The organism is Cedecea sp. (genome assembly GCF_036500665.1).
GTDB lineage: Bacteria > Pseudomonadota > Gammaproteobacteria > Enterobacterales > Enterobacteriaceae > Cedecea.
Genome location: NZ_DASYBS010000141.1, coordinates 40,296 through 65,658, shown reverse-complemented (window position 1 = coordinate 65,658; position 25,363 = coordinate 40,296). Strand labels below are relative to the sequence as shown.

General features: G+C 54.7%; 21 protein-coding genes. 20 read left to right on the top strand and 1 reads right to left on the bottom strand.

Features of this window, described 5'->3' with window-relative positions; translation table 11 throughout:
• The first annotated feature begins 25 nt into the window (after nucleotides 1-25).
• The 9 genes from iolG (at nucleotide 26) to gss (ending at nucleotide 11,639) form a co-directional block, all read left to right on the top strand.
• Nucleotides 26-1,012, top strand: coding sequence for an inositol 2-dehydrogenase (gene iolG, locus VGM55_RS22825; protein WP_154189401.1), 987 nt, complete (start codon nucleotides 26-28; stop codon nucleotides 1,010-1,012).
• Between the two features lie 35 nt (nucleotides 1,013-1,047).
• Nucleotides 1,048-1,977 (top strand): sugar ABC transporter substrate-binding protein, encoded by a 930-nt coding sequence (locus VGM55_RS22820; RefSeq protein WP_061275535.1) that lies wholly within the window; start codon nucleotides 1,048-1,050, stop codon nucleotides 1,975-1,977.
• A 147-nt stretch (nucleotides 1,978-2,124) separates the two neighbouring features.
• Nucleotides 2,125-3,672: a sugar ABC transporter ATP-binding protein gene (locus VGM55_RS22815; protein WP_154189402.1), complete on the top strand. Its 1,548-nt coding sequence runs from the start codon at nucleotides 2,125-2,127 to the stop codon at nucleotides 3,670-3,672.
• An 11-nt stretch (nucleotides 3,673-3,683) separates the two neighbouring features.
• Nucleotides 3,684-4,712, top strand: coding sequence for an ABC transporter permease (locus tag VGM55_RS22810; protein ID WP_154189403.1), 1,029 nt, complete (start codon nucleotides 3,684-3,686; stop codon nucleotides 4,710-4,712).
• 62 nt (nucleotides 4,713-4,774) lie between these two features.
• On the top strand, nucleotides 4,775-5,908 hold the full coding sequence (locus tag VGM55_RS22805) for a Gfo/Idh/MocA family oxidoreductase (RefSeq protein ID WP_331636814.1): 1,134 nt from the start codon (nucleotides 4,775-4,777) through the stop codon (nucleotides 5,906-5,908).
• A 9-nt stretch (nucleotides 5,909-5,917) separates the two neighbouring features.
• Nucleotides 5,918-7,831: a bifunctional 5-dehydro-2-deoxygluconokinase/5-dehydro-2-deoxyphosphogluconate aldolase gene (locus tag VGM55_RS22800; RefSeq protein ID WP_331636813.1), complete on the top strand. Its 1,914-nt coding sequence runs from the start codon at nucleotides 5,918-5,920 to the stop codon at nucleotides 7,829-7,831.
• Nucleotides 7,832-7,841: 10 nt separating this feature from the next.
• Nucleotides 7,842-8,732 carry a myo-inosose-2 dehydratase gene (gene iolE / locus VGM55_RS22795; protein ID WP_154189406.1) on the top strand — a complete coding sequence of 297 codons (891 nt, stop codon included), beginning with the start codon at nucleotides 7,842-7,844 and terminating at the stop codon, nucleotides 8,730-8,732.
• Nucleotides 8,733-8,741: 9 nt separating this feature from the next.
• The gene (iolB, locus tag VGM55_RS22790) at nucleotides 8,742-9,566 is read left to right on the top strand and encodes a 5-deoxy-glucuronate isomerase (RefSeq protein WP_331636812.1); all 825 of its coding nucleotides are present in this window, start codon (nucleotides 8,742-8,744) and stop codon (nucleotides 9,564-9,566) included.
• Nucleotides 9,567-9,773: 207 nt separating this feature from the next.
• Nucleotides 9,774-11,639 carry a bifunctional glutathionylspermidine amidase/synthase gene (gene gss, locus VGM55_RS22785; protein ID WP_154189408.1) on the top strand — a complete coding sequence of 622 codons (1,866 nt, stop codon included), beginning with the start codon at nucleotides 9,774-9,776 and terminating at the stop codon, nucleotides 11,637-11,639.
• 242 nt (nucleotides 11,640-11,881) lie between these two features.
• Here the strand turns inward: gss and VGM55_RS22780 are convergent, their stop codons facing one another.
• Nucleotides 11,882-12,517, bottom strand: a complete 636-nt coding sequence (locus VGM55_RS22780; protein WP_331636811.1) for a hypothetical protein — start codon at nucleotides 12,515-12,517, stop codon at nucleotides 11,882-11,884.
• Between the two features lie 347 nt (nucleotides 12,518-12,864).
• Between VGM55_RS22780 and VGM55_RS22775 the strand changes: the two genes are divergently transcribed.
• From VGM55_RS22775 to VGM55_RS22725, 11 genes are all read left to right on the top strand, one after another.
• Nucleotides 12,865-13,626, top strand: a complete 762-nt coding sequence (locus tag VGM55_RS22775) for a winged helix-turn-helix domain-containing protein (RefSeq protein ID WP_331636810.1) — start codon at nucleotides 12,865-12,867, stop codon at nucleotides 13,624-13,626.
• Nucleotides 13,623-14,075: a hypothetical protein gene (locus VGM55_RS22770; protein ID WP_331636809.1), complete on the top strand. Its 453-nt coding sequence runs from the start codon at nucleotides 13,623-13,625 to the stop codon at nucleotides 14,073-14,075. Before VGM55_RS22775 ends, VGM55_RS22770 begins: the two co-directional genes overlap by 4 nt.
• A gap of 402 nt (nucleotides 14,076-14,477) precedes the next feature.
• Complete coding sequence (locus VGM55_RS22765; RefSeq protein ID WP_331636808.1) at nucleotides 14,478-15,062, top strand: hypothetical protein; 585 nt, start codon at nucleotides 14,478-14,480, stop codon at nucleotides 15,060-15,062.
• Nucleotides 15,063-15,506: 444 nt separating this feature from the next.
• On the top strand, nucleotides 15,507-16,436 hold the full coding sequence (locus tag VGM55_RS22760) for a ParA family protein (RefSeq protein ID WP_331636806.1): 930 nt from the start codon (nucleotides 15,507-15,509) through the stop codon (nucleotides 16,434-16,436).
• On the top strand, nucleotides 16,429-17,805 hold the full coding sequence (gene dnaB-PI / locus VGM55_RS22755) for an SPI-7-type island replicative DNA helicase (RefSeq protein ID WP_331636805.1): 1,377 nt from the start codon (nucleotides 16,429-16,431) through the stop codon (nucleotides 17,803-17,805). The genes VGM55_RS22760 and dnaB-PI overlap by 8 nt, the downstream gene beginning before the upstream one ends.
• Before the next feature lie 2 nt (nucleotides 17,806-17,807).
• Nucleotides 17,808-19,538 carry a ParB family protein gene (locus tag VGM55_RS22750; protein WP_331636803.1) on the top strand — a complete coding sequence of 577 codons (1,731 nt, stop codon included), beginning with the start codon at nucleotides 17,808-17,810 and terminating at the stop codon, nucleotides 19,536-19,538.
• Nucleotides 19,535-20,161 carry a DUF2857 domain-containing protein gene (locus VGM55_RS22745; protein ID WP_331636802.1) on the top strand — a complete coding sequence of 209 codons (627 nt, stop codon included), beginning with the start codon at nucleotides 19,535-19,537 and terminating at the stop codon, nucleotides 20,159-20,161. The genes VGM55_RS22750 and VGM55_RS22745 overlap by 4 nt, the downstream gene beginning before the upstream one ends.
• Entirely contained in the window at nucleotides 20,158-20,421 is a 264-nt protein-coding gene (locus tag VGM55_RS22740; RefSeq protein ID WP_331636801.1) for a hypothetical protein, read from the top strand. The genes VGM55_RS22745 and VGM55_RS22740 overlap by 4 nt, the downstream gene beginning before the upstream one ends.
• Nucleotides 20,422-20,531: 110 nt before the next feature.
• On the top strand, nucleotides 20,532-21,806 hold the full coding sequence (locus VGM55_RS22735; RefSeq protein WP_331636800.1) for an STY4528 family pathogenicity island replication protein: 1,275 nt from the start codon (nucleotides 20,532-20,534) through the stop codon (nucleotides 21,804-21,806).
• A gap of 315 nt (nucleotides 21,807-22,121) precedes the next feature.
• Nucleotides 22,122-22,871: a PFL_4669 family integrating conjugative element protein gene (locus VGM55_RS22730; protein WP_331636799.1), complete on the top strand. Its 750-nt coding sequence runs from the start codon at nucleotides 22,122-22,124 to the stop codon at nucleotides 22,869-22,871.
• Between the two features lie 15 nt (nucleotides 22,872-22,886).
• Complete coding sequence (locus VGM55_RS22725) at nucleotides 22,887-24,932, top strand: DNA topoisomerase III (RefSeq protein ID WP_331636798.1); 2,046 nt, start codon at nucleotides 22,887-22,889, stop codon at nucleotides 24,930-24,932.
• Nucleotides 24,933-25,363 lie beyond the last annotated feature (431 nt).

Genomic DNA, 25,363 nt, shown 5'->3' with positions numbered 1-25,363 from the left:
TGCAACACCACTTTCGGGAGCCGCCATGTTTAACATTGCTTTACTGGGCGCGGGCCGTATCGGCCAAATCCACGCCGCCAATATTGCCGCCCATCCCCATTCCACCCTCTGGTCCGTTGTCGACCCTAATGCAGAAAACGCCGCGCGCATTGCCGAAAAATACCAGGCGCGCCAGCAGAGCGTTGCCCAGGCGATGAGCGACCCGGAGGTGCATGCGGTGCTGATCGCCTCGGCGACCGATACCCACGCCGACCTGATTGAACTGGCCGCCAAACACGGCAAAGCGATTTTCTGCGAAAAACCAGTACATCTGGATCTGGCCCGCGTGCGCGACTGCCTGAAGGTGGTGAAAGAACATAACGTGCCGCTGTTTATCGGCTTTAACCGTCGCTTCGATCCGCAGTTCCGCAAGCTGAAAAACGAAGCGCTGCAGGGGCGCATCGGCACGCCGGAATCGCTGGTGATTATCTCCCGAGATCCATCGCCGCCGCCGGCTGAATATGTGCGTGTCTCCGGCGGCATGTTCCGCGACATGACCATTCATGACTTTGATATGGCCCGCTTCATCATGGGCGAAGAGCCTGTTGCCGTGTATGCCCAGGGCAGCAATCTGGTGGACCCGGCGATTGGCGAGGCGGGCGACATCGACACCGCTTTTATCGTCCTGAAATATGCCTCTGGCGCACTGGCCACCATCGTTAACAGCCGCCGCTCGGCCTACGGCTACGATCAGCGCCTGGAGCTACACGGCGCTAAGGGCCTGCTGACCGCCGGCAATATCCTGGAAAACCAGGTTCAATTCTTCGGCGACGGCGGGAACACCAGCGCGTTGCCAGAACACTTCTTCCTCCAGCGCTACAAAGATGCCTACGCCGCCGAATGGCAGCACTTTGTTGCCGTCCTGCGCGGTGAGGCCAAACCCGAGTGCAGCGGCGACGACGGTGAACGCGCCCTGTACCTGGCCGACAAGGCGCTGGAGTCACTGCGTAGCCAGCGCGAAGTTGCTTTGTAACCTCCGAAGACCCTACACATAGAAGAGAGATAACAATGAAAAAGCTGATCCTCGCCGCCCTCATCGCCCTGACCACGGCTCCGGCGCTGGCCGAAAACGAACAGATTGTTTTTAGCACCCCAAACCTCGCGATGCCGTTTGAAGTGCATATGCAGCGTACCGCCGTGCAGGCCGCTAAAGAGATGGGCGTTAAGCTGCAGGTGCTCGACAGCCAGGGTAGCTCTCCTAAGCAGGTTGCCGACCTGGAAAACGCCATTACCCGTGGCGCTCAGGGATTTATCGTCTCTCCTAATGACGTTAACGCCGTGTCGAGCGCGGTAGGGGAAATTCAGGATGCCAGGCTGCCGGTGGTGACGCTCGACCGCTCGGTCGCCAGCGACAAGCCGGTGCCGCATTTCGGCGCCAACAACTACAAAGGCGGCCAGGCGGTGGCGGACTTTGTGAAGGCCAAATTCCCTGACGGCGCGGACATCGTGCTGCTGACCGGCCAGCCGGGTTCCTCCTCCAATATCGAACGCACCAAAGGGATCCGCGATGGCCTGAAAGCCGGGGGCGCTAAATACAAGATCGTCGCCGATCAGACCGGGAACTGGATGCGTTCTGAAGGTATGCGCATCGTCGAAAGCGTGCTGCCGTCGCTACCGAAAAAACCTCAGGTCATTCTTTCCGCCAACGACGATATGGCGCTCGGCGCGATTGAAGCGCTGCAGGGGCAGGGCATGAAGCCGGGTGAAGTGCTGGTCACAGGTTTTGACGCGGTGCCGGAAGCGCTGGCCCGTGTGCGCGATGGTTGGCTGGCGGCAACGGCGGATCAGCGCCCAGGCTTTGCGGTGAAAACGGCGATGAGCCAGCTGGTGGCCAACATTCGCGAGAAGAAGGCGATCACCGGGGCTGATTACGCGCCAACGATGATCACCAAAGATAACCTGGATCAAGCAGAACGTATCGGCGAAGCAGGCAAATAATATCCGTCATCTTTCAAGCTGCAGCGGTGTTGGCTGCCTTCCCGCACCCCGGTCACATAGTTAGCTATGCTCCCGGGGATGCCCTCAGTTGCCGCCGTGCTGCAGCTTGAAATCTATAGGATATTCGCTGAAATGAGGAGCAGTCTGATGTCGCAACCTTTACTGAAAGTGACCGACCTGGCGAAGAGTTTTTCCGGCGTTTGGGCGTTAAGCAGCGCGCAGCTCAGCGTCGGGCAGGGCGAAATTCATGCCCTGCTGGGGGAGAACGGCGCGGGAAAATCCACGCTGCTGAAGGCGCTGGCCGGGGCACAGCCGCAAACGCGCGGCGAGATCTGGTTTAACGGCGAAACGCTGCCCGTAGATGACTCGCCGGTGGAGCGCCAGAACAAAGGCATTATTACTATTTATCAAGAATTTAACCTGCTGCCCAATATGACGGTGGCGGAAAACATGTTTCTTGGCCGCGAGCCGCGCCGCCGCAACCTGATCGTCGACAGCAAAGCGGTGAACCAGGAGGCGCAGGTCATTCTGGACTATTTACAGCTCAACGTAGCACCGACGACCGCCGTGGCCCGCCTGAGCGTGGCCCAGCAGCAAATGGTGGAGATTGCCAGAGCGCTGACGCTGAATGCCCGATTAATCATTATGGATGAGCCTTCTGCCGCGTTGAGCGACAGCGAAGTCGAAAGCCTGCACCGCGTGGTGCGCGAGCTTAAAGGCCGTGGCGTCAGCATTATTTATGTCACTCATCGCCTGCATGAAGTCTTCCAGCTTTGTGACCGTTTCACCGTGTTCCAGGATGGCCGCTATACCGGTTCCGGCGACGTGGCGGGCACCAACGTGGAGCAAATTATTCGCCTGATGGTCGGCCGCGACGTGGTGTTTAACCGCCGCGATGCCAGCCTCACGCACCATGCTGACAAGCCCATTCGCCTGGCGGTGAAGGGGCTCAGCCGCGAAAAACCGCCGCTCGATCCTCACGGTATCGCGTTGAAAGACATCAGTTTCCACGTGCACGCCGGAGAAGTGTTGGGCATCGCCGGGCTGGTGGGCGCGGGGCGCACCGAAGTCGCACGCTGCTTGTTTGGCGCAGACAAATTCACCACCGGCAGCTTTGAGCTGGACGGTAAACCCTATCAGCCGCAAAACCCTATGCACGCGCTGGACCAGGGGATCGCGCTGGTGCCGGAGGATCGTAAAAAAGAGGGCGCGGTGCTGGGCCTGTCGATCCGCGACAATCTGTCTTTGTCCAGCCTCTCGTCGCTGCTGACCTGGCGCTATTTCGTTAGCCCACGTAAAGAGGACGCGCTGATCGAGTCCTATCGGCAGGCGCTGCAAATCAAAATGGTTAACGCCGAGCAGGAGGTGCGCAAGCTCTCCGGTGGGAATCAGCAAAAAGTGATCCTGGCGCGCTGTATGGCGTTGAATCCACGGGTGCTGATCGTCGATGAACCGACCCGCGGCATTGACGTAGGAACTAAATCGGAAGTGCATCAGGTGCTGTTTGATATGGCTAAGCGAGGCGTGGCGGTGATCGTTATCTCTTCCGACCTGCCTGAGATTCTCGCGGTGTCGGATCGGATAATCACCCTCAGCGAAGGGCGGGTGACCGGCGAACTGCACGGCGATGAAGCCAACGAAGAACGGCTGATGACCCTGATGGCCATCAACCATAGCGCCTTAAGCGCCGCATAACGGGGGAGCCCATGACGCAGATGATTACCAAAAGCCAGACTCCGGCAAAAAGCGCTTCGCGCTTCGATCCGATCGCTTTCTTCGAGCGCTTCGGGGTGCTGATCTTCATGTTCCTGCTGCTTATCTTCTTTCAGTCGCAGAACAGCAACTTCCTGTCCGAACGTAATATTTTCAACATCCTGACCGAGGTTTCCATTTACGGGATCATCGCGGTAGGTATGACCTTTGTCATTCTCACGGCGGGTATCGATCTTTCCGTTGGCTCGATCCTTGCGGTCTGCGCAATGACCGCGGCTTATGTGATCAAGGGCGACAACTTTACCACCGTCGATCCCAACGCCTGGGGCGGTTTTAGCTGGCTGTTGGGGCTGGGGATCTGCCTGGCTATCGGCACGCTGATAGGCTTCCTGCACGGCCTGGGCGTCACCCGCCTGCGCCTGCCGCCGTTCATCGTCACGCTGGGCGGGATGACCATCTGGCGCGGCCTGACGCTGGTGATCAACGACGGCGCGCCCATCGCCGGGTTTGATGCGGGCTACCGCTGGTGGGGACGCGGAGAGATGCTCGGCATCTCCATTCCTATCTGGATCTTCGCCATCGTCTCGATTCTGGGCTATCTGGCGCTGCATAAAACCCGCTGGGGACGCTTCGTCTATGCCATCGGCGGCAACCCGGAAGCGGCTCGCCTCGCTGGGGTCAACGTTAAGCGCGTGCTGGTCAGCGTGTATGTCGTTATCGGCTGTCTCGCAGGGCTGGCGGGCTTTGTGCTCAGCGCCCGGTTGGGCAGCGCTGAAGCGGTGGCGGGGATCTCCTTTGAGCTGCGGGTGATCGCCTCGGTGGTGATCGGCGGTACATCGCTGATGGGCGGCTACGGGCGGATCAGCGGCACGATTATCGGCGCCATCATCATGGGGATCCTGATTAACGGCCTGGTGCTAATGAACGTCTCGGCCTACTACCAGCAGATCATTACCGGGCTGATTATCGTGCTGGCGGTGGCGTTTGATACCTACGCCAAGAACCGCCGCGGCGCGCTGTAAGGGTTGCCCCCCACCCTTTCAGGGAGAGGGTAAAGGGCAGGTTACGACTTCAGGAACAACACATGAAAAAGGTCAGAATTGGTTTAATCGGCACCGGCTACATCGGCAAAGCCCATGCAATAGCGTACGCGCAGGCGCCGACGGTCTTTGATCTGCAGGGCGAACTGGTCCGTGAAATGGTGGCGGAAGTCACGCCCGAGCTGGCGGCGAAGCGCGCCGCGGCGTTTGGCTTTAATCGCTCCACCGGCGACTGGCGCGAGCTGGTGGCTGACCCAAATATCGATGTGGTGGACATCTGCTCCCCAAACCACCTGCATAAAGAGATGGCGCTGGAGGCTATTCGCCACGGCAAGCACGTCTATTCGGAGAAGCCGCTGGCGCTCAACGCCCGGGATGCCCGGCTGATGGTAGATGCCGCCGATCTGGCTGGCGTGAAGACATTGGTCGGCTTCAACTACATGAAGAACCCGACCGCGCAGCTGGCAAAGCAGATCATCGAACGCGGCGAGATCGGCGAAGTGATCCACTTCTACGGCACCCATAACGAAGACTACATGGCCGATCCGCTTTCGCCGATCCACTGGCACTGCTTCAAAGAAACCGCGGGGCTTGGCGCGCTGGGGGATCTGGCGGCGCACATCGTCAACATGGCGCAGTACCTGGTGGGCGATATTCGCGAAGTCTGCGGTGACCTGAAAATTGTGGTGCCGCAGCGCCCGGCTTCGGCAGGCAGCAGCGAAATGATCGCCGTGGAAAACGAGGATCAGGCCCACGCGATGGTGCGTTTTGAAGGTGGCGCTCAGGGCGTGCTCGAAACGTCACGCGTCGCTAGCGGCAGAAAAATGGGGCTGACCTGGACGATCACCGGCACGAAAGGGGCGCTGAGCTTTACCCAGGAGCGAATGGCGGAGTTGAAGCTTTATCTGCAAAGCGACCCCGAAGGCCGCCAGGGGTTCCGCACGCTGCTGGTTGGCCCGGCCCACCCGGATTACGGCTCGTTCTGTATGGGCGCGGGGCACGGCATCGGCTTTAACGATCAAAAAACGGTGGAGGTGCGCGATCTGATCGACGGCATTGCCGCTGATAAGCCGATGTGGCCGGACTGTGAAGAGGGCTGGAAGGTGTCGCGCATTCTCGATGCTATCGCCCTGTCTCACCAGCAGGGGCGCTGGGTCAACGTATCTGACATTGTCTGAGGACGAAGCATGAAAGAAAAGCAGTTGGATCTGATTTGCATGGGGCGGGTCGCGGTAGATCTCTACAGCCAACAGATTGGCGCGCGGCTGGAAGATGCCAGCAGCTTCGCCCGCTATCTTGGCGGTTCGTCCGGCAATGTGGCCTACGGCACCGCACGCCAGGGGCTGAAATCTTCCATGCTGGCGCGCGTTGGCGACGAGCACATGGGGCGCTTTTTGCGTGAAGAGCTTAGCCAGGTCGGCTGTGATACCAGCCATTTAATCACCGATAAAGATCGGCTGACGGCGCTGGTGCTGCTGGGCATCAAAGATCGCGACACTTTTCCGCTGATTTTTTACCGCGACAACTGTGCCGATATGGCAATTAAGGCGGATGATTTCAGCGAAGAGTACATTGCCTCCGCCCGCTGCCTGGCGATCACCGGCACACATCTTTCTAATCCGCGTACCCGCGAGGCGGTGCTGACAGCGCTGAACTATGCCCGCCGTAACGATGTGCGCACCGTGCTGGATATCGATTACCGCCCGGTGTTGTGGGGGCTGACCTCTCTTGGCGACGGCGAGACGCGCTTTGTTGAAGCTGAGCAGGTGACAAAACAGCTGCAATCCGTTCTGCATCTTTTTGACGTCATCGTCGGCACCGAAGAGGAGTTTCATATTGCCGGAGGCTCAACCGATACGCTGTCGGCGTTGAAAAAAGTGCGCCAGACGACGGATGCAACGCTGGTCTGCAAGCGTGGGGCGCAAGGTTGTTCCGTATTCCTCGGGCTGATTCCTGATTCGCTGGACGGCGGGATCAACGTCAGCGGCGTGCGTGTGGAAGTGCTCAACGTGCTGGGGGCGGGGGACGCATTTATGTCCGGGCTGCTGCGCGGCTACCTTAATGACGAAGGCTGGGAGCAGGCCTGCCGCTACGCCAATGCCTGCGGGGCGCTGGTGGTTTCACGCCACGGCTGCGCCCCGGCGATGCCGAGTAAAATCGAGCTTGATGACTATCTTTCACGCGAGCACCTGGTGCCTCGCCCGGACCTCGACGCGCGTCTGAACCACCTGCACCGCGTCACCACTCGCCGTCGCCAGTGGCCGGAACTCTGCGTGATGGCGTTCGACCACCGCAGTCAACTGGAAGAGATGGCGCTCAAAAGCGGGGCGGATTTACGTCGTATTCCAGTTTTGAAACAGCTGATTTTGCAGGCCAGCCGTGATGCCGCTCAGCGTGCCGAACTGGAGGGCAAGGCCGGGCTGCTGTGCGACGGCACCTTTGGCCAGGATGCGCTGAACTCGATCACCGGTGAAGGCTGGTGGATTGGCCGTCCGATTGAACTCCCAGGTTCACGCCCGCTGGAAATGGAGCACGGCAATATCGGCTCGCAGCTGATTAGCTGGCCGCAGGAACACATCGTTAAGTGCCTGGTCTTTTTCCACCCGGAAGACGCCCATGCTTTGCGTCTCGAGCAGGAGCAGAAGATTGCGGAAGTGTACCGCGCCTGCTGCCAGTCGGGGCACGAGCTGCTGCTGGAGGTTATCTTGCCGGCGAATATGCCGCGCAGCGACGAGCTTTATCTGCGAGCCGTATCCCGCTTCTACAACCTTGGCATCTACCCGGACTGGTGGAAGCTTCCGCCGCTGAGCAGCGCTGGCTGGGCCGCACTGAGCGAGCTGGTTGAGAAGCGCGATCCCCACTGCCGCGGCGTGGTGATCCTCGGCCTGGATGCGCCGGTCGAGGTGCTGCGCGACGGTTTCAACGCGGCAGCCAATTACCCGATTGTGAAAGGTTTTGCGGTAGGGCGCACGCTGTTTGGCGAAGCCTCGCAGGCCTGGCTAAAACGCGATATCGACGATGCGCAGCTGGTGGCACGCATCCGTGACAATTACCTGCGGCTGATCGCCCTGTGGCGCGAGCGCGGCCAGCATAAACAATAAGGAGAGCATTATGACCGTGCATTTAGGCATTAACCCGCTGACCTGGACCAATGACGATCTGCCTTCTCTGGGCGCCGACACGCCGCTGGATACCTGCCTGAGCGAGGGCAAAGAGGCCGGGTTTGAAGGTTTTGAGCTGGGGAACAAATTCCCACGAGAGGCCGGCGTGCTGGGGCCGATTCTCGATAAGCATGATTTGAAGCTGGTTTCCGGCTGGTATTCCGGCCGCTTGCTTGAGCGCTCCGTGGAGCAGGAAATTGAAGCCGTGCAGCCGCACCTGACGCTGCTCCGCGAGCTGGGTGCGAAGGTGCTGGTCTTTGCCGAGGTAACTCACTGTATTCACGGGCAGCAACAAACCCCGGTGCATTTACGGCCTCGTTTCCCGGCAGAGCGCTGGCAAGAATACGGCGAAAAACTTACCGCCTTCGCCCGTTATACCCAGCAGCAGGGCGTGCAAATTGCCTATCATCACCATATGGGGACGGTGATTGAGAGCGCGGACGACGTTAATAATTTGATGCTTCATACCGGGCCGGAAGTCGGACTGCTGTTGGACACCGGGCACCTGACCTTTGCGGGAGCCGATCCTCTGGCCGTGGCCGAGCGCTGGATTTCACGCATTAATCATGTGCATTGCAAAGACGTGCGCGCTGGGGTGCTGGCTGACGTGAAAAACCGTAAAACCAGCTTCCTGGATGCGGTGCTGAGCGGCGTGTTTACCGTGCCGGGCGACGGCTGCGTGAACTATCCGCCGATCATGGCGCTGCTGAAAAAGCAGGGCTATCAGGGCTGGCTGGTTGTTGAAGCTGAGCAGGATCCTGCTGTGGCGCACCCGATGACCTACGCGCGGCTGGGCTACGCTAACCTGAGCCGCTTTGCTCGTGAAGCCGGGCTAATTTAAGGAGGGAGCATGGCCGAATTACTTTCCCGCTGGCAGCAGCCGGACTCGCAGGGGCAAACGCAGCAAGTTACGCCGGAAAACGCGGGCTGGAGATATGTGGGATTTTCTGCTTACCAGCTTGAGGAGGGGCAGGTTCTGGAACTGCCCGCCGTGGAGGAAGAGCGCTGCCTGGTGCTGGTGGCCGGGCGTGCTACGGTGGACACGCCGCTTGCTCGCTTTCCTGAAATAGGCGACCGCATGAGTCCGTTTGAACGCCGTAAACCCTGGGCCGTGTACGTCACTTCCGGTGAGTCGGTTAAGGTTCAGGCGCTTACCGCGCTTGAGCTGGCAGTCTGCTCCGCGCCGGGTAAAGGGACTTATGCCACCCGCCTTATCGCCCCGCAGGATATTGATGCCGAAGCGCGGGGCAAAGGCCACAACCGGCGCTACGTGCATAACATCCTCCCGGAGGATAAGCCCGCCGACAGCCTGCTGGTGGTGGAGGTGTATACCAATGAGGGCTGCACCAGCTCCTGGCCAAGCCACAAGCATGACGTCGATAACCCGCCTCACGAGACCTATCTCGAAGAGACCTATTATCACCGGCTCAACCCGCCGCAGGGCTTCTGCATGCAGCGCGTTTATACCGACGATCGCGCTCTGGATGAGTGCATGGCGGTGTACGACAAAGACGTGGTGAAAGTGCCGAAAGGCTACCACCCGGTCGCGACGATGGCCGGGTACGACAGTTACTACCTGAACGTGATGGCGGGGCCGGTGCGTAAGTGGATGTTTACCTGGGAGAAAGATCACGCCTGGATCAACGGCAGCGAGTACGGCGCTCAGCAGAAGTAGCAGGCAAAAGGCTAATCAAGGCTGCCCGATGAGGCGGCCTTTTTGTTTGGGTGAGCGGCCTCCCGGGATCCGCGCTGTTTAAGCGAAGCGTGACTGCACAAAACCTTCGGCAGGGGTGTATGATAATTCCTTCTCTGTCAGGTTACTTTTAACGTGCAGACGACAATCAGCGTGACCTTTGCCGCCTGCCTGATTTAGGTTGGAAACATGCATACAGGAACACCAGACAACGATTCGCCCTTCGGCACACTTCTGGGCTATGCGCCGGGTGGCGTAGCGATTTATTCTTCTAATTACGGCAGCCTCGATCCACGAAATTACCCCGAAGACGCCGAGTTTCGCAGCTACATTGGCAACGAATACATGGGGCACAAATGGCAGTGCGTAGAGTTTGCCCGTCGCTTCCTTTTCCTTAACTATGGCTTTGTTTTCACCGATGTTGGCATGGCGTGGGAGATCTTTTCGCTGCGCTTTTTACGTCAGGTCGTGAACGATAATATTCTGCCGCTCCAGGCCTTTGCTAATGGCTCAAAGCGTGCTCCGGAAGCCGGGGCGCTCCTCATTTGGCAAAAGGGCGGGGAATTCCATGAAACCGGCCATGTCGCGGTCATTACTCAGCTTGTGGGTAATAAAGTACGTATTGCCGAGCAGAACGTGATTCATGCGCCGCTACCCGTGGGGCAACAGTGGACGCGTGAGCTGACTCTGGTCGAGCAGGACGGCTGCTATACGCTGGAAGATACCTTTACCGACACCTCGATTCTTGGCTGGATGATCCAGACGGAGGAAACGGCCCATAGCCTGCCGCAGCCGGAAATCGGCGGCGAGGCGATGAAAATTGGCGGTGCTCGCCTTGCCAACAAGCGCCAGTTCGACGGCAAATGGTTGAATGAAAAAGACGAACTGCAGCGGGCCTACGTGCGGGCAAACGGCCATATCATCAATAAAGATCCCTGTCAGTATTTCACCATTACCGAAAGCGCCGAGCAGGAGCTGATTAAGGCCACCAACGAGCTGCACCTGATGTACCTGCACGCGACCGACAAAGTGCTAAAAGATGACAATCTGCTGGCGCTTTTCGATATTCCCAAAATCCTCTGGCCGCGCCTGCGTCTTTCCTGGCAGTGGCGTCGTCACCAGATGATCACCGGGCGTATGGATTTCTGCATGGATGAACGCGGGCTGAAGGTTTATGAATATAACGCCGATTCTGCATCCTGCCATACCGAAGGCGGGTTGATTCTTGAAGAGTGGGTTAAGCAAGGCTATCGGGGAACGGGGCATAACCCTGCAGAAGGCTTGCTGGAAGAGCTTACCGGGGCGTGGAAGCACAGCAGTGCTCGTCCGTTTGTGCACATCATGCAGGACAATGACTCCGAGGAAGATTATCACGCGCTGTTTATGCAGCGTTCGCTCATGCAGGCCGGGTTCGATACCAAAATTTTACACGGCCTGGGTGAGCTATGCTGGGACGGTGCAGGGCAGCTTGTTGATAGTGACGGTCGGGCCGTGAACTGCGTATGGAAGACCTGGGCGTGGGAAACCGCGATTGAGCAAATTCGTGAGGTGAGCGAAACCGAATATGCGGCTGTGCCGATACGCACGGGTCACCCTCAGAAGGAGGTCCGACTGATTGACGTACTGTTGCGCCCGGAAGTGCTGGTCTTTGAGCCTCTGTGGACGGTTATTCCTGGTAACAAAGCTATTCTACCGGTGCTGTGGCAATTGTTCCCTAACCACCGCTACCTGCTGGATACCGATTTCGAAGTGAATGAGCTGCTGGCAAAAACCGGCTATGCTGTAAAACCTATAGCAGGGCGCTGCGGCAGCAACATCGACCTGATAAGCCACCACGATGAACTGCTGGATAAAACCAGCGGTAAATTTACCGATCGTAAGAATATCTATCAGCAGCTGTGGTGTTTGCCAAACGTCGATGGCAAATACATTCAGGTGTGTACCTTTACTGTTGGTGGCAGCTACGGTGGTACCTGCCTGCGAGGGGATGATGCTTTAGTGATTAAAAAAGAGAGCGATATCGAACCGCTTATCGTTGTAAAGGATAAGAGATAGCGAGTGAGGTTGCCCCCACTCAGCGGCATTTTCTGAGGAGGATTATTTTTATCGTGGTAACCGTGGCCGGGGGATTGCTGCCTGGCCACAGCGTTCACGAGGAATGCAATGACGATTACCAGAGCGCGGACCTAACAGGTTTTTGATTTATGTCATGATGCTGCTTTAAACCAGCATTAATCGCTAATGCTTCCGGAAATAGGGGGTACTGGCATTCTGATTTCATTGTTGTAGCCATGGTTTTACTGCCATAGCTGAGGGGCATTCTTTTGATTCAATTTCTCCAGATTTATTATTTCACTCTTTAACATCTGATCCAGTCGCTGATTTTTTGAATTATTTAAAATAAACTGTTCGCACTGTCTGGTAATGAGCGGATGCTGCTTCAAAAAACCACATTTAGAAATCGTCTTCATTTTTATTCTTGAGGCTGTCTTGTAGTTTTTATTTAAAAAAGCTGCAATGCATTCAATGCTAAAACCGCGGTTAATCGCAGCAAGAACAAAAATATCTTTTGATTTAAGCTTAGGCGCTTTAACTGCCGGCTTTATGGGGCATATGGCAGAATACATTTTCTGAATCAGTCTTGCATATGAGTTTTTTTTTGACAGTAAAAATGCATTATCTGCAATGAAGTCTGGGTTTAAATCACAAATTTGAAAGAAGTCACCTTCATAAAAAGTGGGTATGTCTGTATCAGAAATGTCATTTGCTGAGTCAATAATGGCTATGTCAATGCCCATGAAATCGCATTGACGATGACTTGAAGAGTTTCTGATTTTTATGTTTATTTTCCTGTTGCCGGCAGGTTCCTTGGGTAAACTTTGAGCAAAGCCCAGGCAGAAGAGATGATCATCGGAGATAAGTAATATATTCATAATTATTAATATGTATTCCACGGTTGAGGCTAAAACATCTTTTTTATATCTCTGATTAATAATCAAAAGCCATAAAAATAAGTAAATAAAGCAAAAAATCAATCATTTTCAATGGGTTGTGGTTTTATGTGTCAGTGTTGTTTTTACAAAATAATAATATCTATCATTTTATTTTTGATATTAATTAAACAATAACCATACACTTTTGTTGGTTATTGTTGTGTGTGATTATTTATGCGTGTTGCCGATGCATGTCATGGATCAAGTAATTCTAAAAACCCACTTGTGATTCTATATCATTGCATTTAATGTTTTATTGTTTTTCATTCTATTGTTGATGAGGTTTTATGGAAAAAATTATCATTGATGGTGAAGTTTTGTTTTGCCCCATGGAAAGGAAAATTTCTTCATTAAAAAGTGATGCAGAAGCTACTTTATATAGTGCAAGTGCCCGCTGTTTATTGCTTTTGGTAAACAGAAAAGGTGAGGTTGTAACACAGAATGAGCTGATTGAGGAAGGTTGGGGAAAAGAAGAAGCAAAAAGTGTTGCAATAGCTACATATTATCAGTGCTTTGTTGATTTACGTAAGAAAATGAAGGAGATAGGTTATTCACGGAATCTGATCACGACTGTCCGACAAAAGGGAATGACGCTAAATTCAATGGTGGATGTTGTTATTCAAGTTGATGACGCAGAGTCATCTGGCGAAAAAAAAGAAGATCTTAAATCCCGAGATTCAGGCAGCACGGTAATATACGCTTTGAACGGTAGGGAATTTAAAAAAACGCATCTAAACTGGCTGTTTTTGGGTCTGTCTATCGCATTTATTTTAGCGATCACATTAATTTTTTCGACGGTATATTCCCGTGATCCTCCCCCCGGTTTTGCGCGAATTAAAGGTTATCCCGAATGCTACTATTTCAATGTCGGAAATGTTGACAATGATCTGGTTAATAAATTTATGATTACCAATAATTATAAATGCGATAAAGAATATGTGTATTATGTTTCTTACTTTTCAATTACACCAAGAATTTCTGTTTTTATCTGTCCTAAAAAAGCGAACGCACTTTGTGAATCTATTACGTGGGTCGAGAGTCTAAAATGAAAAATACTTGTTGTTATATTTCTTTTCTTTTCGCTACTGTGATGTCATTGCCCGCACAAGCCTCCGCATCGATAGATTGTCATGTCAGGCATAAGTTATTTCATGGTGATTTTGCAGTAACGTCATTTTATGAGTTCATCTTCGATGAAGCAAATAACACAGGGGTGCTGAAAATAAATGGTAAAATATCTGCTGGTGATAAAAAAGAAACGCTAAGTAGAAATATTTACTTTGATTATGTCAGAAAGAAGGATGTTTACTTTTCAAAAAGCCGGGAGATAAAAAAGATACCTATTGATAATGCATCTGAACTTCATCTTTCAGAACACTACCCACATTTTTTCTATATGGAAAATGAACCTCTTACTTTTACTATTAAAAAATTTGGAAATAATTCATACACAATAAGTTTTGTAAATGTGCCTCTTTTCCTCTGTACTAGTAAATAATTTTATATTCTGGTTATGGTACTATGATAGCGTTTTAAAATTTGATTATCGATAGGTATTCCTCTTGCCCTGCTAAATACTGTCAGTGATTTTTCGTTAGGTTATTCAGGTTGAAGCTTCGTTTCGCCTGACGCTGCAAGTATAAGCCTGGTGGATGACGGTCCGCTATCCATGATCTACCTGAATGTTCAGTAGTAAAGCGAGAACCGCAGACTCTACCTGTGCGATCTATGATTTTGAATGTAGTGTTTTGTTTTTATGATTCTTTTGTCTTTCCTTTGGTGCTTTTTATTGTCTTTTATTATTATTTTTGGGAGTGTGATTAGGCGAAAAAGCACCCATTGAGTTCCATTTGAGTTCCATGAAATAGAGTCTTTTGGGTAATGATAAGAGGGCTTTATTTTGCGGTATCACATTATCTCTGATAACAATTTCTTTTTACTTGGCGCCTCGGCATTGCTCACTGAGTCTTTGGGGCTACGGGCAGTGGTATACACTTCATATATTTGGAGTGAGAAAATAGATTTTTATAAAATTCTTAAGCAAAAAAGAAGTAATAAAATAATATTGTATGTGAATAACATTGCGTTCAGGAGAAAAATTTTAAATGCGGTGGCTGTAAAAGGCGGAAGTGTTCTTATCTTGTCGAGTCGAAAAACGTATAAGAAAAATTTTAAAGATATTATCATGGACGGAACGATATCTGCGAACGCAGCTATCGTTGTCATTCCTTCAAAAACTTGTGTTAACTCTTTCGTTCATTATGCAAAGAATTTTACATTGAATGGTCGTTACCATAAACCCAGTCACGTAGAGTTAGATGTAATTAAGAAACTTTGCCATGGTGATAATATTTCAGCGTTATCGGAACGCTTAGGTAAACCCTGTAAAGCCATTTATGGTATAAAAAACACGGTATTAGAACGTACCAGTGGTGTAACCGGAGTGCATGGTTTGCTTCTCTGTCGTGATATTTTTGGGGTTTGAAGGGTTTCTCTTGTTAACATAATAACGCGTTATCGTAGTGATTTTATTTTCCCTTTTATAAAGTGAATCGATTGCGCACAGTGGTTATTGGAATGGCTGATTGAACGCTGGCCCCTAAGGGGGGAGCCTAATGGATGAGGCGAATACCAAAACGTCGGGAACGTTTTTGAACAGCGCTTGCGCTGGCCCCCTAAGGGGTGAGCCTCATGGATGAGGCGAATACTCGAACGTGTTTGATAGAGAGTCCGAACCCCAGAAAGCAAAAAACCAGCCCGTAGGCTGGTTTTTCTAAATGAGTGGTGCCCGGACTCGGAATCGAACCAAGGACACGGGGATTTTCAATCCTCGCGCAGGGTTTGTAAGGTGTGGCAGGTGGTAACTGTTAGAGGATTTTAACAGGATTATTTACCCTATACATATCCGAATAAGTTTCGGGTATGTGATATGCAAACAATTGCCGTTAACTCTGTTACGAACATAGTTCTCAGAGGTCCGCTCATCGTTCCTGTGGTGTCAACCAAAGGCGGCGAGGGCAAATCCACTCAAAGTGCCAATCTCGCGGGTTTCCTCGCGGATGCCGGCAAAAAAACGCTCCTCATCGATGGTGACCATTCCCAGCCTACTGCCAGCAGTATATTTCCCCTTATCAGTGAAGCCCCAAATGGTCTGTACGAACTGCTGATGCGGTCTGTCGACCTTAATCAGCCAGAACACATCATTTCACGCACTGCCATCCCCGGGCTGGACGTTATTGTTTCCAACGACCCGCATGACCGTTTGTCTTCCGCCATGCTGCACGCGCCGGATGGCCGGTTGCGCCTGCGCAACGTGCTGCAGCATCCGCTCTTTGCCGGCTATGACGTCATTATTATCGACTCTAAAGGGGCAGCCTCCGTCATGCTTGAGATGATACTGCTGGCCAGCACGGAGTTTGCCATCGGGGTCATCAAACCCATACTGCCGGATACGCGTGAGTTTTTGCGTGGCACCCTGGGGCTGATGGAGGGTTTACTGCCGCTGACCAGTTACGGCATTACCTTACCCCGCATCCGCATTCTGGCCAACTGCATGGAATATACCAGGCTGGACCTGGAGACACTGCAAAGCCTGACCGGCATAATTAATAATGGCCGGTATCCCCGCGCAGATGTCTTCGATGTATCCCTTCTCTCCACCATTATCCCCAAACTTGAAATTTACAAAATGGGCCATGCCTGCGGTCAGCCGGTGCATCGCCTGGAAAAAAACACCACGCGCACCTCCACACCGGCTGCGACTGTCACGATGTACCGCCTGGCCTGTGAGATATTTCCTCACTGGCAGGCGGATTTAGGGGTGTTTTTCACTGAGTTCACGGGAGGTGCCTATGCCTGAGCTGAGAAAAACGGTCCCCGGCCTGTGTTCGCTGGATGCTGAACAGTGCGTCATTGGCGGGCTGATGCTGGATAACGAGTGCTGGGATGACGTTGCGCTTCTGGTCAGTGCCGGTGATTTTTTCCACCGGGTTCATCGCGTGATTTTTCAGGAAATGGCCCGGCTTGTCAGTGCCGGCAAGCCTTTGGACCTGGTTACCCTGGCAGAGAGCATTGAGTCTCAGGGGGCCGACAGGCTCGACCAGCTGGGCGGCTTCGCCTATCTGGCTGAGCTGTCGAAGAACATCCCCAGCGCAGCCAATATTATCGCCTACAGCGAAATTGTGGCGAAGTACAGCCGCGCCCGTCAGCTGGCCGCCATTGGCACAGAAATCACCGACAACGTACTGGCACCCGGAGCAGATATCGCGCGGGTGATGGAGCAGGCAGAGCAGAAAATCACCCGCCTCGCTGAATCTGCTGAGCCACAACAGGCGGTGACGCTGGCAGAGGGCATGGAAAAACTGCTGACGGAGCTGGAGCGTCGCTGCGGCACGCCGGACGGCATTACCGGCACACCGACCGGGTTTGACGAATTTGATGCCATGACCAGCGGGCTGCAGGCCGGTGATCTGGTGCTGATAGCCGCGCGCCCGTCGATGGGGAAAACTGCCTTTCTCATCAACCTTATGCTGAATTCCCTGATGAAACAAGCGGGCTCCTTCGGCCAGTTTTACAGCCTTGAACAGCCCGTGGAGCAGATACTGATGCGCATGGTTTCTTCACTCGGCAACGTAGAACTGCAGCGGCTGAAAAGCGGCCGGATGGAGGAGGAAGACTGGGCGCGCGTTTCTCAGGCTTACGCGATGCTGGCAGGCGACCTGCGGGAGCGTCTGATTATCGACGACGCGTGCAGCCTGACGCCGGCGATGCTTCGCATCCGGGCGCGCCGCAACGCCCGCAGACACGGTCACCCGTCGGTTATCGGTCTGGATTATCTGCAGCTGATGCGCTGCTCCGGCCAGGAAAACCGTACGCAGGAAATTGCGGAAATTTCCCGCTCACTGAAGGCGCTGGCCAAAGAAATGGGCTGCCCGGTCGTGGCGTTGTCCCAGCTCAATCGTCAGCTGGAAAGCCGCGCGGATAAACGGCCGAACAACGGGGACCTGCGTGATTCCGGCGCCCTTGAGCAGGATGCCGACGTCATCGTGTTCATTTACCGGGACGAGGTTTATCACCCGCACACCGAAGACAAAGGCGTGGCTGAAATCATTATCAGCAAACAGCGTCAGGGGCCGACGGGCACGCTGCGCTTGCAGTTTGAGGGACGGTACACCGCCTTTCGTGACGTTCCGCAGGGGCATTACCACTCTGGCACGGGGAGAGTATGAGCATGTCACGGTTAAAAAATAAAATGTCGGACCTCAGCAGTGTCCTGCTGCAGCGGGGTAAAACTGCCCCGGCAACTTTAGCAGAAACGGCGGCAGTGATGTCGCTGCCGGTCAGTGAAATGCCGATGGTGCTGACGCTCGACGAGCTGCGGCCGAATCCGGATAACCCGCGCACCTCACGTAACCCCAGATTTGACGATATTAAGGCATCCATCCGGGCCCGCGGGCTGGACACGGTGCCCAAAGTCACACGCGACCCCGAAGGCGAACCGGTTTATATCTTCAGCGACGGGGGCAATACCCGCTATGAGATCCTGTGCGAGCTGTGGCAGGAAACGGGTGATGAGCGCTTTTATCGAGTCCCCTGCCTGTTCAAACCGTGGCCGGGCAGGCTGGCGTGCGTGATTGGCCATCTGGCCGAGAACGAGGTGCGTGGTGACCTGAGTTTTATTGAGAAAGCCTTTGGTATCCGGCGGGCCCGGGCCATATATGAGGAGCAGCTGGGGAAAAATGTCACCCTCCGCGAACTGTCGGCATTGCTGACGGATGCAGGTTATCCGGTGCATAACTCCAACATCAGCCGGATGGAGGACACCATTCAATATTTGTATCCCTGTATGCCGGTGTTACTGGCGTCAGGGCTGGGGCGGCCACAAATTCAGCTGTTGCTGGCTTTACGCAACCATGCGGAGAAGAACTGGCAGGTGTTTGAAAAGGATATTCCAGTTGAATGTTCTTTCGATGATGTATTTGGAGCCGTCTGCCGGCATTTTGATGATCCGGACGTTTATGCCATAGAAATGTTCCGCGATGAACTGATTGGCGCATTGATGAAGGCGCTGCCCCATCCTTCCCTGAACTACGATCGCTGGCTGCTGGAGCTGGATCCGAAAGAACAAAATCGCAGGAAGCATTTTGGGGAGCCCAGGTTGATAGCGACGCCTGTGAATGATGCTGAATATCCGGAGATTATACCGCAGTTATCTGATGTGAGGGCACGTGCTGTGCCGTCTTCAACGGTCACAGTACCGGATGGTGCGGCCGCACTGGTAACCCCGGCCACTGATTTGTCAGACATATCTGAACCTGCGGAAATCACCTCTGACGCGGTATCCGCATTAGCACCCTCACCGCTGCCGTCCGCCGGGCTCCGCACTGAATTACAACCAGATATGTACGGTGCTCCACCGGTGTTGTCTGGTGATACTGACGATGACAGTGATGGCAATGCCGCATCCAGCGCGGCAGGTATCTTTTCTTTACCCGAGGCAGTCGTGCCGGACTCCGATGTCGCCTTTGCTGCCGTCGGTCTCGAACCGGTGTACACCCTTTGGTCTGTCCCTGTGCTGCAGGACGATATCGAACATCTGCAGATGATGGCATTTCGCCTGGCGTTTGAGCTGGCCGAGGCGGCGGGGTGCGAAGCTGAAATCCGGGCAGACAGAGAGAGCCAGCGCACGTCCGGCTTTGCGCTGGCTGAGTTGCAGCTGGCGGCTGAACGTACCGGACAACCTTCACCTTTTGCCGTGCTGTTATTGTCGCTGACGGGGGAAAGCCGCGCGGGCAGTGGCGGGTGCTCCCTGAGCGAAGTCCTTATCGGCTCGGATATTCCTGCGGACCGGCCACTGCTGGATGATATTCAGGCGGTGAAATTTCTGCGCCTGGTCCGCGTGTTACGCCGTCTGCGTGAGCTACAGCGGGACCTGAATCCGACAGAGGAGAATGCTGAATGAACAGTTTATCGCAGGCAACCAACAGTCTGCTGACCCAGCTGGTGATGGAGCTGAAATCGGGCTATATCCGCCGCTGTGAATCCCTGGGCCTGACCCCCGAAGAAATGCAGATGCTGCACAGCATGACGGTCGAAGATCTGCACTACCTGCTCAACAGCCCGGTCTCGGTGCTGACGTTTCAGATCCACCATGAGAATTTTTCGCTGATGCTGCAGCACGCACGCCGTGAGCAGCAGCGCTTTCAGCGTATTGACCGGTCGCTGGCGCTGGGCGGTTCGATTGAAATGATGCAGCACTTTTTCGGCCTTTCCACGGTGGAGGTGGCCGCCCGTCGCCGTATGACCGGTATCACTGTTCGCCAGGGCCGCTGTACAGCCCTCAGTGATGAAGAAAACGCCGCGTTATGGCGGCAGTGGCAAAAGGCTGACATTGACGATACGTCCAGCGCCGCTGGCCTGGACGTGATGATGCTGGCTGCAGAACAGCTGGGCGTATCACTGACGGCGGTCTGGCATGCGGTGCGCAGTTTTGAGTCACTCGCAACGCCCACGGCCAGAAAGGCGGTTCAGGCGGTACGTGGGCCATCGCGTGCTGTCGGCGGTAATACCGGGAGGCGCGCATGAAATCCCCCTTAGTCATGCCCAGCCTGCAGGTACCGCGTTCTGCCCCGCCGTCGTGTCGGCGGAAGGCACAGGAACAACTCACGCGTTTTCGCCGCGGTGAGCGTAACTACAAAAAAATTCATGTCAAAGGCAGGCACACTCCCGGGCGGGTCTGGCTGAAAATCAATATCGGCACCCGCTGGCGTTTGCTGAGTCGTAACAACGGCGAAGACTGGGAGTTGCTGACTCATGAGTGCTATAACAACGAAATCTGGAAGTGACGACATTCCCCCTGCGCCTGAATGGTCCGGGCGCAGGCAGCTCTGCACGATAACTGATTAGCCCCCTCTTCGCTGCTGGCGAGGGGGTGGGAAAAGGATGTGCAACATCAATGAGTACCCTGAACAACATGGCTGACGACAGCCTGATCGCCTTTACGCTTGCGCAAATGAATGCCCGGCTGGAGGAGCGAATAAAGGATGAAAAGCACTGTGGTGCGACGGATGTCACCCGGCTGCGCAGCGGCCTCCTTTATATGGGGAACGTGCACGATGCTGTTCCCCGCCGGCTGCTGCTGGACACGCGTTTATCTCCCCTGGATAAACAGGCCTGGATCATGATCCGCCTGTATGCTCAGCATAATCAGGGGGCGGTCTTCCCCACCTATGATGAACTGCAGCTACAGCTGGCCTCTCCCTTTAAAGGCAAAGCCTCGCGTGAGACCGTGAGCCGCGTGCTGCTGATGTTACGTCTGACCGGGTGGCTCAGCCTTTGCCGGCGGGTACGCGATCCTCAGGGGCGCGTGCGTGGCAATATCTATGCGCAACATGATGAACCGCTGTCGGCGCGTGATGCCGAGACGCTGGATCCGACCTGGCTCGACACCCTGGCGTCAGCCTGTGAGCATAAAAACCGGACGGTCAGTCAGACGGCCTGGTCAGTGCTGGTCGATATCCAGAGTGATCCGACTATGCGTCACCAGCATTCAGGGCTGGCCGTCATAGCCGAACGCCTGGGGGCAACGCAGACGCCGCAGCACATGGCCACGCGGGTATCGCTTCGTGAGGCATCAGACCCGGGTTCGGTTACCTTACCCGACAGGAAATTACCCGGTTCGGATACCGAACTGAGCCAGATAAAGCCAGATTCAGGTTCCGAACTCAGCGAAAATCGGGGTGAGAAGGCACCAGGTTCGTTTTCCGAACTCAGTCTGAAATCAGTCACTTATGGCAGTAATGCCAAACCGAACTGTAACGTACGTTCTTTCACACAGAGTGTGAATAAAAAAACGTACGTAGCCGCATTGCCCGCGGCGCTGCAGAACAGTCTGCCGGAGGATGACTGCCGGCAGCTGGCGGCACAGCTGCAGGCGTTGCCGCCGAAGGTGGCTCAGCAGGTGCTGGCCAGCCTGAACCAGGCGATGGCCAGGGGGGCGGTGAACAATCCGACAGGGTGGCTGCTGGCGGTGATGAAACGGGCGCGGAACGGGGAGCTGTATGCGGCGTCGAAACCGACTCAGCCAGCCCGACCAGACGGGATAAATAATCCGCCACCTGCTCCCGGAACAGTATTGCCCGTTAGCCGCCAGGCTGCGTCACGCCAGCATGTCGGAAACATTGTTGCAACGTTGCGCCAGGAGATGGCCAGAGCAAAAATCTGTCGATGAAAGCGACTGGCGTATCGTTTTTAGCGGTTTATCTGTTGGCGATGAACGTGACAATTAAAACCCTTTTTGTTTTGTGATTGTCGTCTGACAGCATTAAATCAAACGGCACGCTGGCAGGGATCCATTATCAAATGGAGAGTTGTACAAAATATGAGCTTGCTGACAGTGTCAGCAAGGTTAAAAAATAGACAGCTGCGTGCGTTAATTTACACATACGGCGTTTTTTCTCTGCAGGTCAAAAAGAGTTTTGGATTGTCGTCCCCGGCCTCGCCCGGGACTATTCCAGACCAGACACAATCCTGAAGAGAGCCTGATATGGTTGACGCCACTGAAAAGAAAGAGGAAAAATCGCCCCGCGCCGGTGCACTGAAATCGTCCCTGAGCATTGAACTGCATTCCCGGTATGCGATCCATTTGTGGGAGGGACGACGGGCTGAAAAAACAACTGAAGGACAGCGCAAGCGTCCTGAAATTGTCAGTATGCCAAGAGTGATACAGCGTGCAGGGATGATTAGTCGTGATGCTTCTGCTGACAATCCCTATGCCGATGCTTTGTTAATCGCACTGGAAAATGCCCTCGCGAACGCATCGGCGACAATTCACGCATTAGTCACCGAAACAGATACAGCACTGGCATCTTTACCCGCCAGTGTGACTCTGTCAGATGTTGTTTCCGTGGATCCACTGAATATTGGCGTGTTCAGCCGTTCTCCACTCGGATACCGTTGTGTATGGTTACTGGTAGGCTACGATCAGCTGGCGATGAAAACATTTCAGGCGCTGCATTACGGTCTGATTTCTCGTCAGCGTAAAGATCAGATTCTGGATAATGGCCGTCATGCGGTGCGCAGGGTTTATGGTGTGGTTCAGAATCATCGGTTTGTGGTTGTCACACGGCAGGATATTTTGAATAAAACGCCAGCGGGCCAGCAGGCTATTGCTCTGCTGGGTGAACCGGATCCGGCAATCATGGATGGTTCACTTCGTTCGGCGTTTTCCCCTCCATTGCGTTCAGTTCCGGCCACTTCAGACCCTCAACCGATTGCAAAAGGCCCGTTACGCTGAGCCGGGGATTATCTGATGCAACTTTATCTGTGTGAGAAACCCTCCCAGGGCAAAGATATCGGTGCAATACTGGGGGCAAACCAGCGGAAACAGGGATATCTGGCTGGCCCGGGGGTCATTGTCACCTGGGCCATTGGCCATCTGCTGGAGCAGGCTCAGCCTGAAGCCTACGGTGAGCAGTACGGCAGCCCCTGGCGTGAAGAGGTGCTGCCGGTGATGCCAGCACAGTGGCAGATGACCGTCAAAAAAGAGACAGCGGACCAGTTTGCCGTTGTGCGCAGCCTGCTTAAGCAGGTGGACTCGGTGGTGATTGCCACCGATGCCGACCGCGAAGGCGAAGTTATCGCGCGCGAGTTACTGGATTATTGTCACTTCACCGGCTCCGTTCAGCGTGTCTGGCTGTCCGCGCTGGATGAGGGTAGCATTCGCCAGGCCCTGGCGAACCTGCTGCCTGGGGCGCAGACCGAACGCCTGTATCATGCCGGCGTGGCTCGCTCACGCGCGGACTGGGTTACCGGCATGAATCTGACCCGGCTGTATACCCTGAAGGCCAGAGCGCAGGGTTACGGTGAGGTCCTGTCAATTGGCCGGGTGCAGACGCCCACGCTGGCGCTGGTTGTCAATCGTGACCGGGAAATTGCTGACTTTGTGTCTAAGCCTTACTGGCAGGTCCATGCCACGCTGCAGCAGGACGGTATCAGCTTCCGGGCCGGCTGGGTTCCTGCAGCAGACTATTGTGACGATGAGAAACGCTGCATTCACAAGAATGTGGCGCAGGCGGTGGTACAGCTGTGCCGACAGACCGGCATGGCCACGGTGATTGATGTGGCCACGGAACGGAAAAAAGAGCCAGCGCCGCTGGCGTTTGACATGGGAACCCTGCAGGTGGCCTGCTCCCGAAAATGGGGTATGAGCGCAAACCAGGTGCTGAGCATCGCCCAGTCACTGTATGAGACACACAAGGCGACAACCTACCCGCGCACCGACTGCGGCTATCTCCCGACGTCGATGCGTGAGGAAATCCCGCAGGTACTCAGCGCGCTCATCCGCACCGACCCGACGCTGAACGCCACCGCAGCAACATTCGATACCGGTTTTGTCTCCCGCATCTGGAACGACAAAAAAATCACTGCCCACCACGGCATTATTCCCACAAAACAGCCGTTCGATATGAGCAGGCTGTCTGCCGATGAACTTAATGTTTATCAGCTAATACGTCAGCACTATCTGGCGCAGTTTCTGCCGCTGCATGAGGTGGACGTGACGGAGGCGACTTTCAATATCGGCGGACAGCTGTTCCGCACCCGCGGGACGGTTGAGGTGGTGACAGGCTGGAAAGCGCTGTTTCAGCGCGACAGCAGTGAAGCGAAAAACGAACCGGGAGACGCTGATGCCGGTGAGGCCAGGCTACCGCCGCTGGAAAAAGGGCAGTCATGCGCGGTAACGGGGGCAGAACCCAAAACACTGCAGACAAAACCCCCGGCGCACTTCACCGACGGCACGCTGATTGCGGCCATGAAAAATGCCGCAGCGTTCGTCAGCGACCAGCAGCTCAGGAAAGTGCTGAAAGAGAATGCCGGGCTGGGCACCGAGGCCACGCGCGCAGGTATCCTGGAAACGCTGTTTAAGTGCGGCTATCTGGAGAAAAAGGGTAAGTATCTGCATGCCACCCCGGTTGCTGGCGAGTTAATTGACGCGCTGCCGGCTGCGCTGACGAACCCGGGTATGACAGCCTTATGGGAGCAGGCGCTGGACGAGATTGCCCGGGGAGAGATGACGCTGGACACGTTCATGGCGCGCCAGGCGCAGTGGACAGGGCATCTGATTGAAAAAGGGAAAGCCCAGGCGGTGATGTTCACCGCCCCGCCGTCACCACCCTGCCCGGTGTGCGGTGGCACCATGCGCAGGCGAACGGGCAAAAAAGGCGCGGGCGCTTTCTGGGGATGCCTCAGCTACCCGGCCTGCCAGGGCATCATCAATATCGAAGCGAAAACCAGCCACAGGGGGAAGCGGTATAAAGGAAAAACCGCGGCGAAAAATAAAGCAACCGTACCGGAGTAAGGGATTGTCTGATGTACAGGGCGAAAAGTTTTGGTAAGGTGGATGGGCTTCGATGTAGCACCCCGTGACTGCGGGGCAGCAATGAAATGATAACGGCGTTTTGTTGTTGTCAGTCCACTCAGTGGTCTCTCACATATCAGACCGACTGAAAGGCGCAATCCCTCCGTGAAAAACGCGCCGGAAGCCGAAACCCCTTCCCGGAGTATGAATACACATCCCTGGTCGTCGTGCAGACCCTGCAGCGCTGGCATTGTCCGGCGCTGTTTTATTTGTGTGATGCGCAATTTTATTTTTACGGTTGACAGTTGTATCACATGATTTAAAAATGAGCAGGCTTACCTGTTGTCCCCGGACAACCAACCAATGCTTCAGCAGTCTGTGAGGAGCGCCTTCGGGTGACTGCCAGCCAAAGTTTCAGCGGTCTGTGAGAA

Excerpts from the sequence above, each read along its gene's own strand:
- iolG (WP_154189401.1), top strand. The coding sequence starts at position 26 with ATGTTTAACATTGCTTTACTGGGCGCGGGCCGTATCGGCCAAATCCAC.
- VGM55_RS22820 (WP_061275535.1), top strand. The coding sequence starts at position 1,048 with ATGAAAAAGCTGATCCTCGCCGCCCTCATCGCCCTGACCACGGCTCCG.
- VGM55_RS22815 (WP_154189402.1), top strand. The coding sequence starts at position 2,125 with ATGTCGCAACCTTTACTGAAAGTGACCGACCTGGCGAAGAGTTTTTCC.
- VGM55_RS22810 (WP_154189403.1), top strand. The coding sequence starts at position 3,684 with ATGACGCAGATGATTACCAAAAGCCAGACTCCGGCAAAAAGCGCTTCG.
- VGM55_RS22805 (WP_331636814.1), top strand. The coding sequence starts at position 4,775 with ATGAAAAAGGTCAGAATTGGTTTAATCGGCACCGGCTACATCGGCAAA.
- VGM55_RS22800 (WP_331636813.1), top strand. The coding sequence starts at position 5,918 with ATGAAAGAAAAGCAGTTGGATCTGATTTGCATGGGGCGGGTCGCGGTA.
- iolE (WP_154189406.1), top strand. The coding sequence starts at position 7,842 with ATGACCGTGCATTTAGGCATTAACCCGCTGACCTGGACCAATGACGAT.
- iolB (WP_331636812.1), top strand. The coding sequence starts at position 8,742 with ATGGCCGAATTACTTTCCCGCTGGCAGCAGCCGGACTCGCAGGGGCAA.
- gss (WP_154189408.1), top strand. The coding sequence starts at position 9,774 with ATGCATACAGGAACACCAGACAACGATTCGCCCTTCGGCACACTTCTG.
- VGM55_RS22780 (WP_331636811.1), bottom strand. The coding sequence starts at position 12,517 with ATGAATATATTACTTATCTCCGATGATCATCTCTTCTGCCTGGGCTTT.
- VGM55_RS22775 (WP_331636810.1), top strand. The coding sequence starts at position 12,865 with ATGGAAAAAATTATCATTGATGGTGAAGTTTTGTTTTGCCCCATGGAA.
- VGM55_RS22770 (WP_331636809.1), top strand. The coding sequence starts at position 13,623 with ATGAAAAATACTTGTTGTTATATTTCTTTTCTTTTCGCTACTGTGATG.
- VGM55_RS22760 (WP_331636806.1), top strand. The coding sequence starts at position 15,507 with ATGCAAACAATTGCCGTTAACTCTGTTACGAACATAGTTCTCAGAGGT.
- dnaB-PI (WP_331636805.1), top strand. The coding sequence starts at position 16,429 with ATGCCTGAGCTGAGAAAAACGGTCCCCGGCCTGTGTTCGCTGGATGCT.
- VGM55_RS22750 (WP_331636803.1), top strand. The coding sequence starts at position 17,808 with ATGTCACGGTTAAAAAATAAAATGTCGGACCTCAGCAGTGTCCTGCTG.
- VGM55_RS22745 (WP_331636802.1), top strand. The coding sequence starts at position 19,535 with ATGAACAGTTTATCGCAGGCAACCAACAGTCTGCTGACCCAGCTGGTG.
- VGM55_RS22740 (WP_331636801.1), top strand. The coding sequence starts at position 20,158 with ATGAAATCCCCCTTAGTCATGCCCAGCCTGCAGGTACCGCGTTCTGCC.
- VGM55_RS22735 (WP_331636800.1), top strand. The coding sequence starts at position 20,532 with ATGAGTACCCTGAACAACATGGCTGACGACAGCCTGATCGCCTTTACG.
- VGM55_RS22730 (WP_331636799.1), top strand. The coding sequence starts at position 22,122 with ATGGTTGACGCCACTGAAAAGAAAGAGGAAAAATCGCCCCGCGCCGGT.
- VGM55_RS22725 (WP_331636798.1), top strand. The coding sequence starts at position 22,887 with ATGCAACTTTATCTGTGTGAGAAACCCTCCCAGGGCAAAGATATCGGT.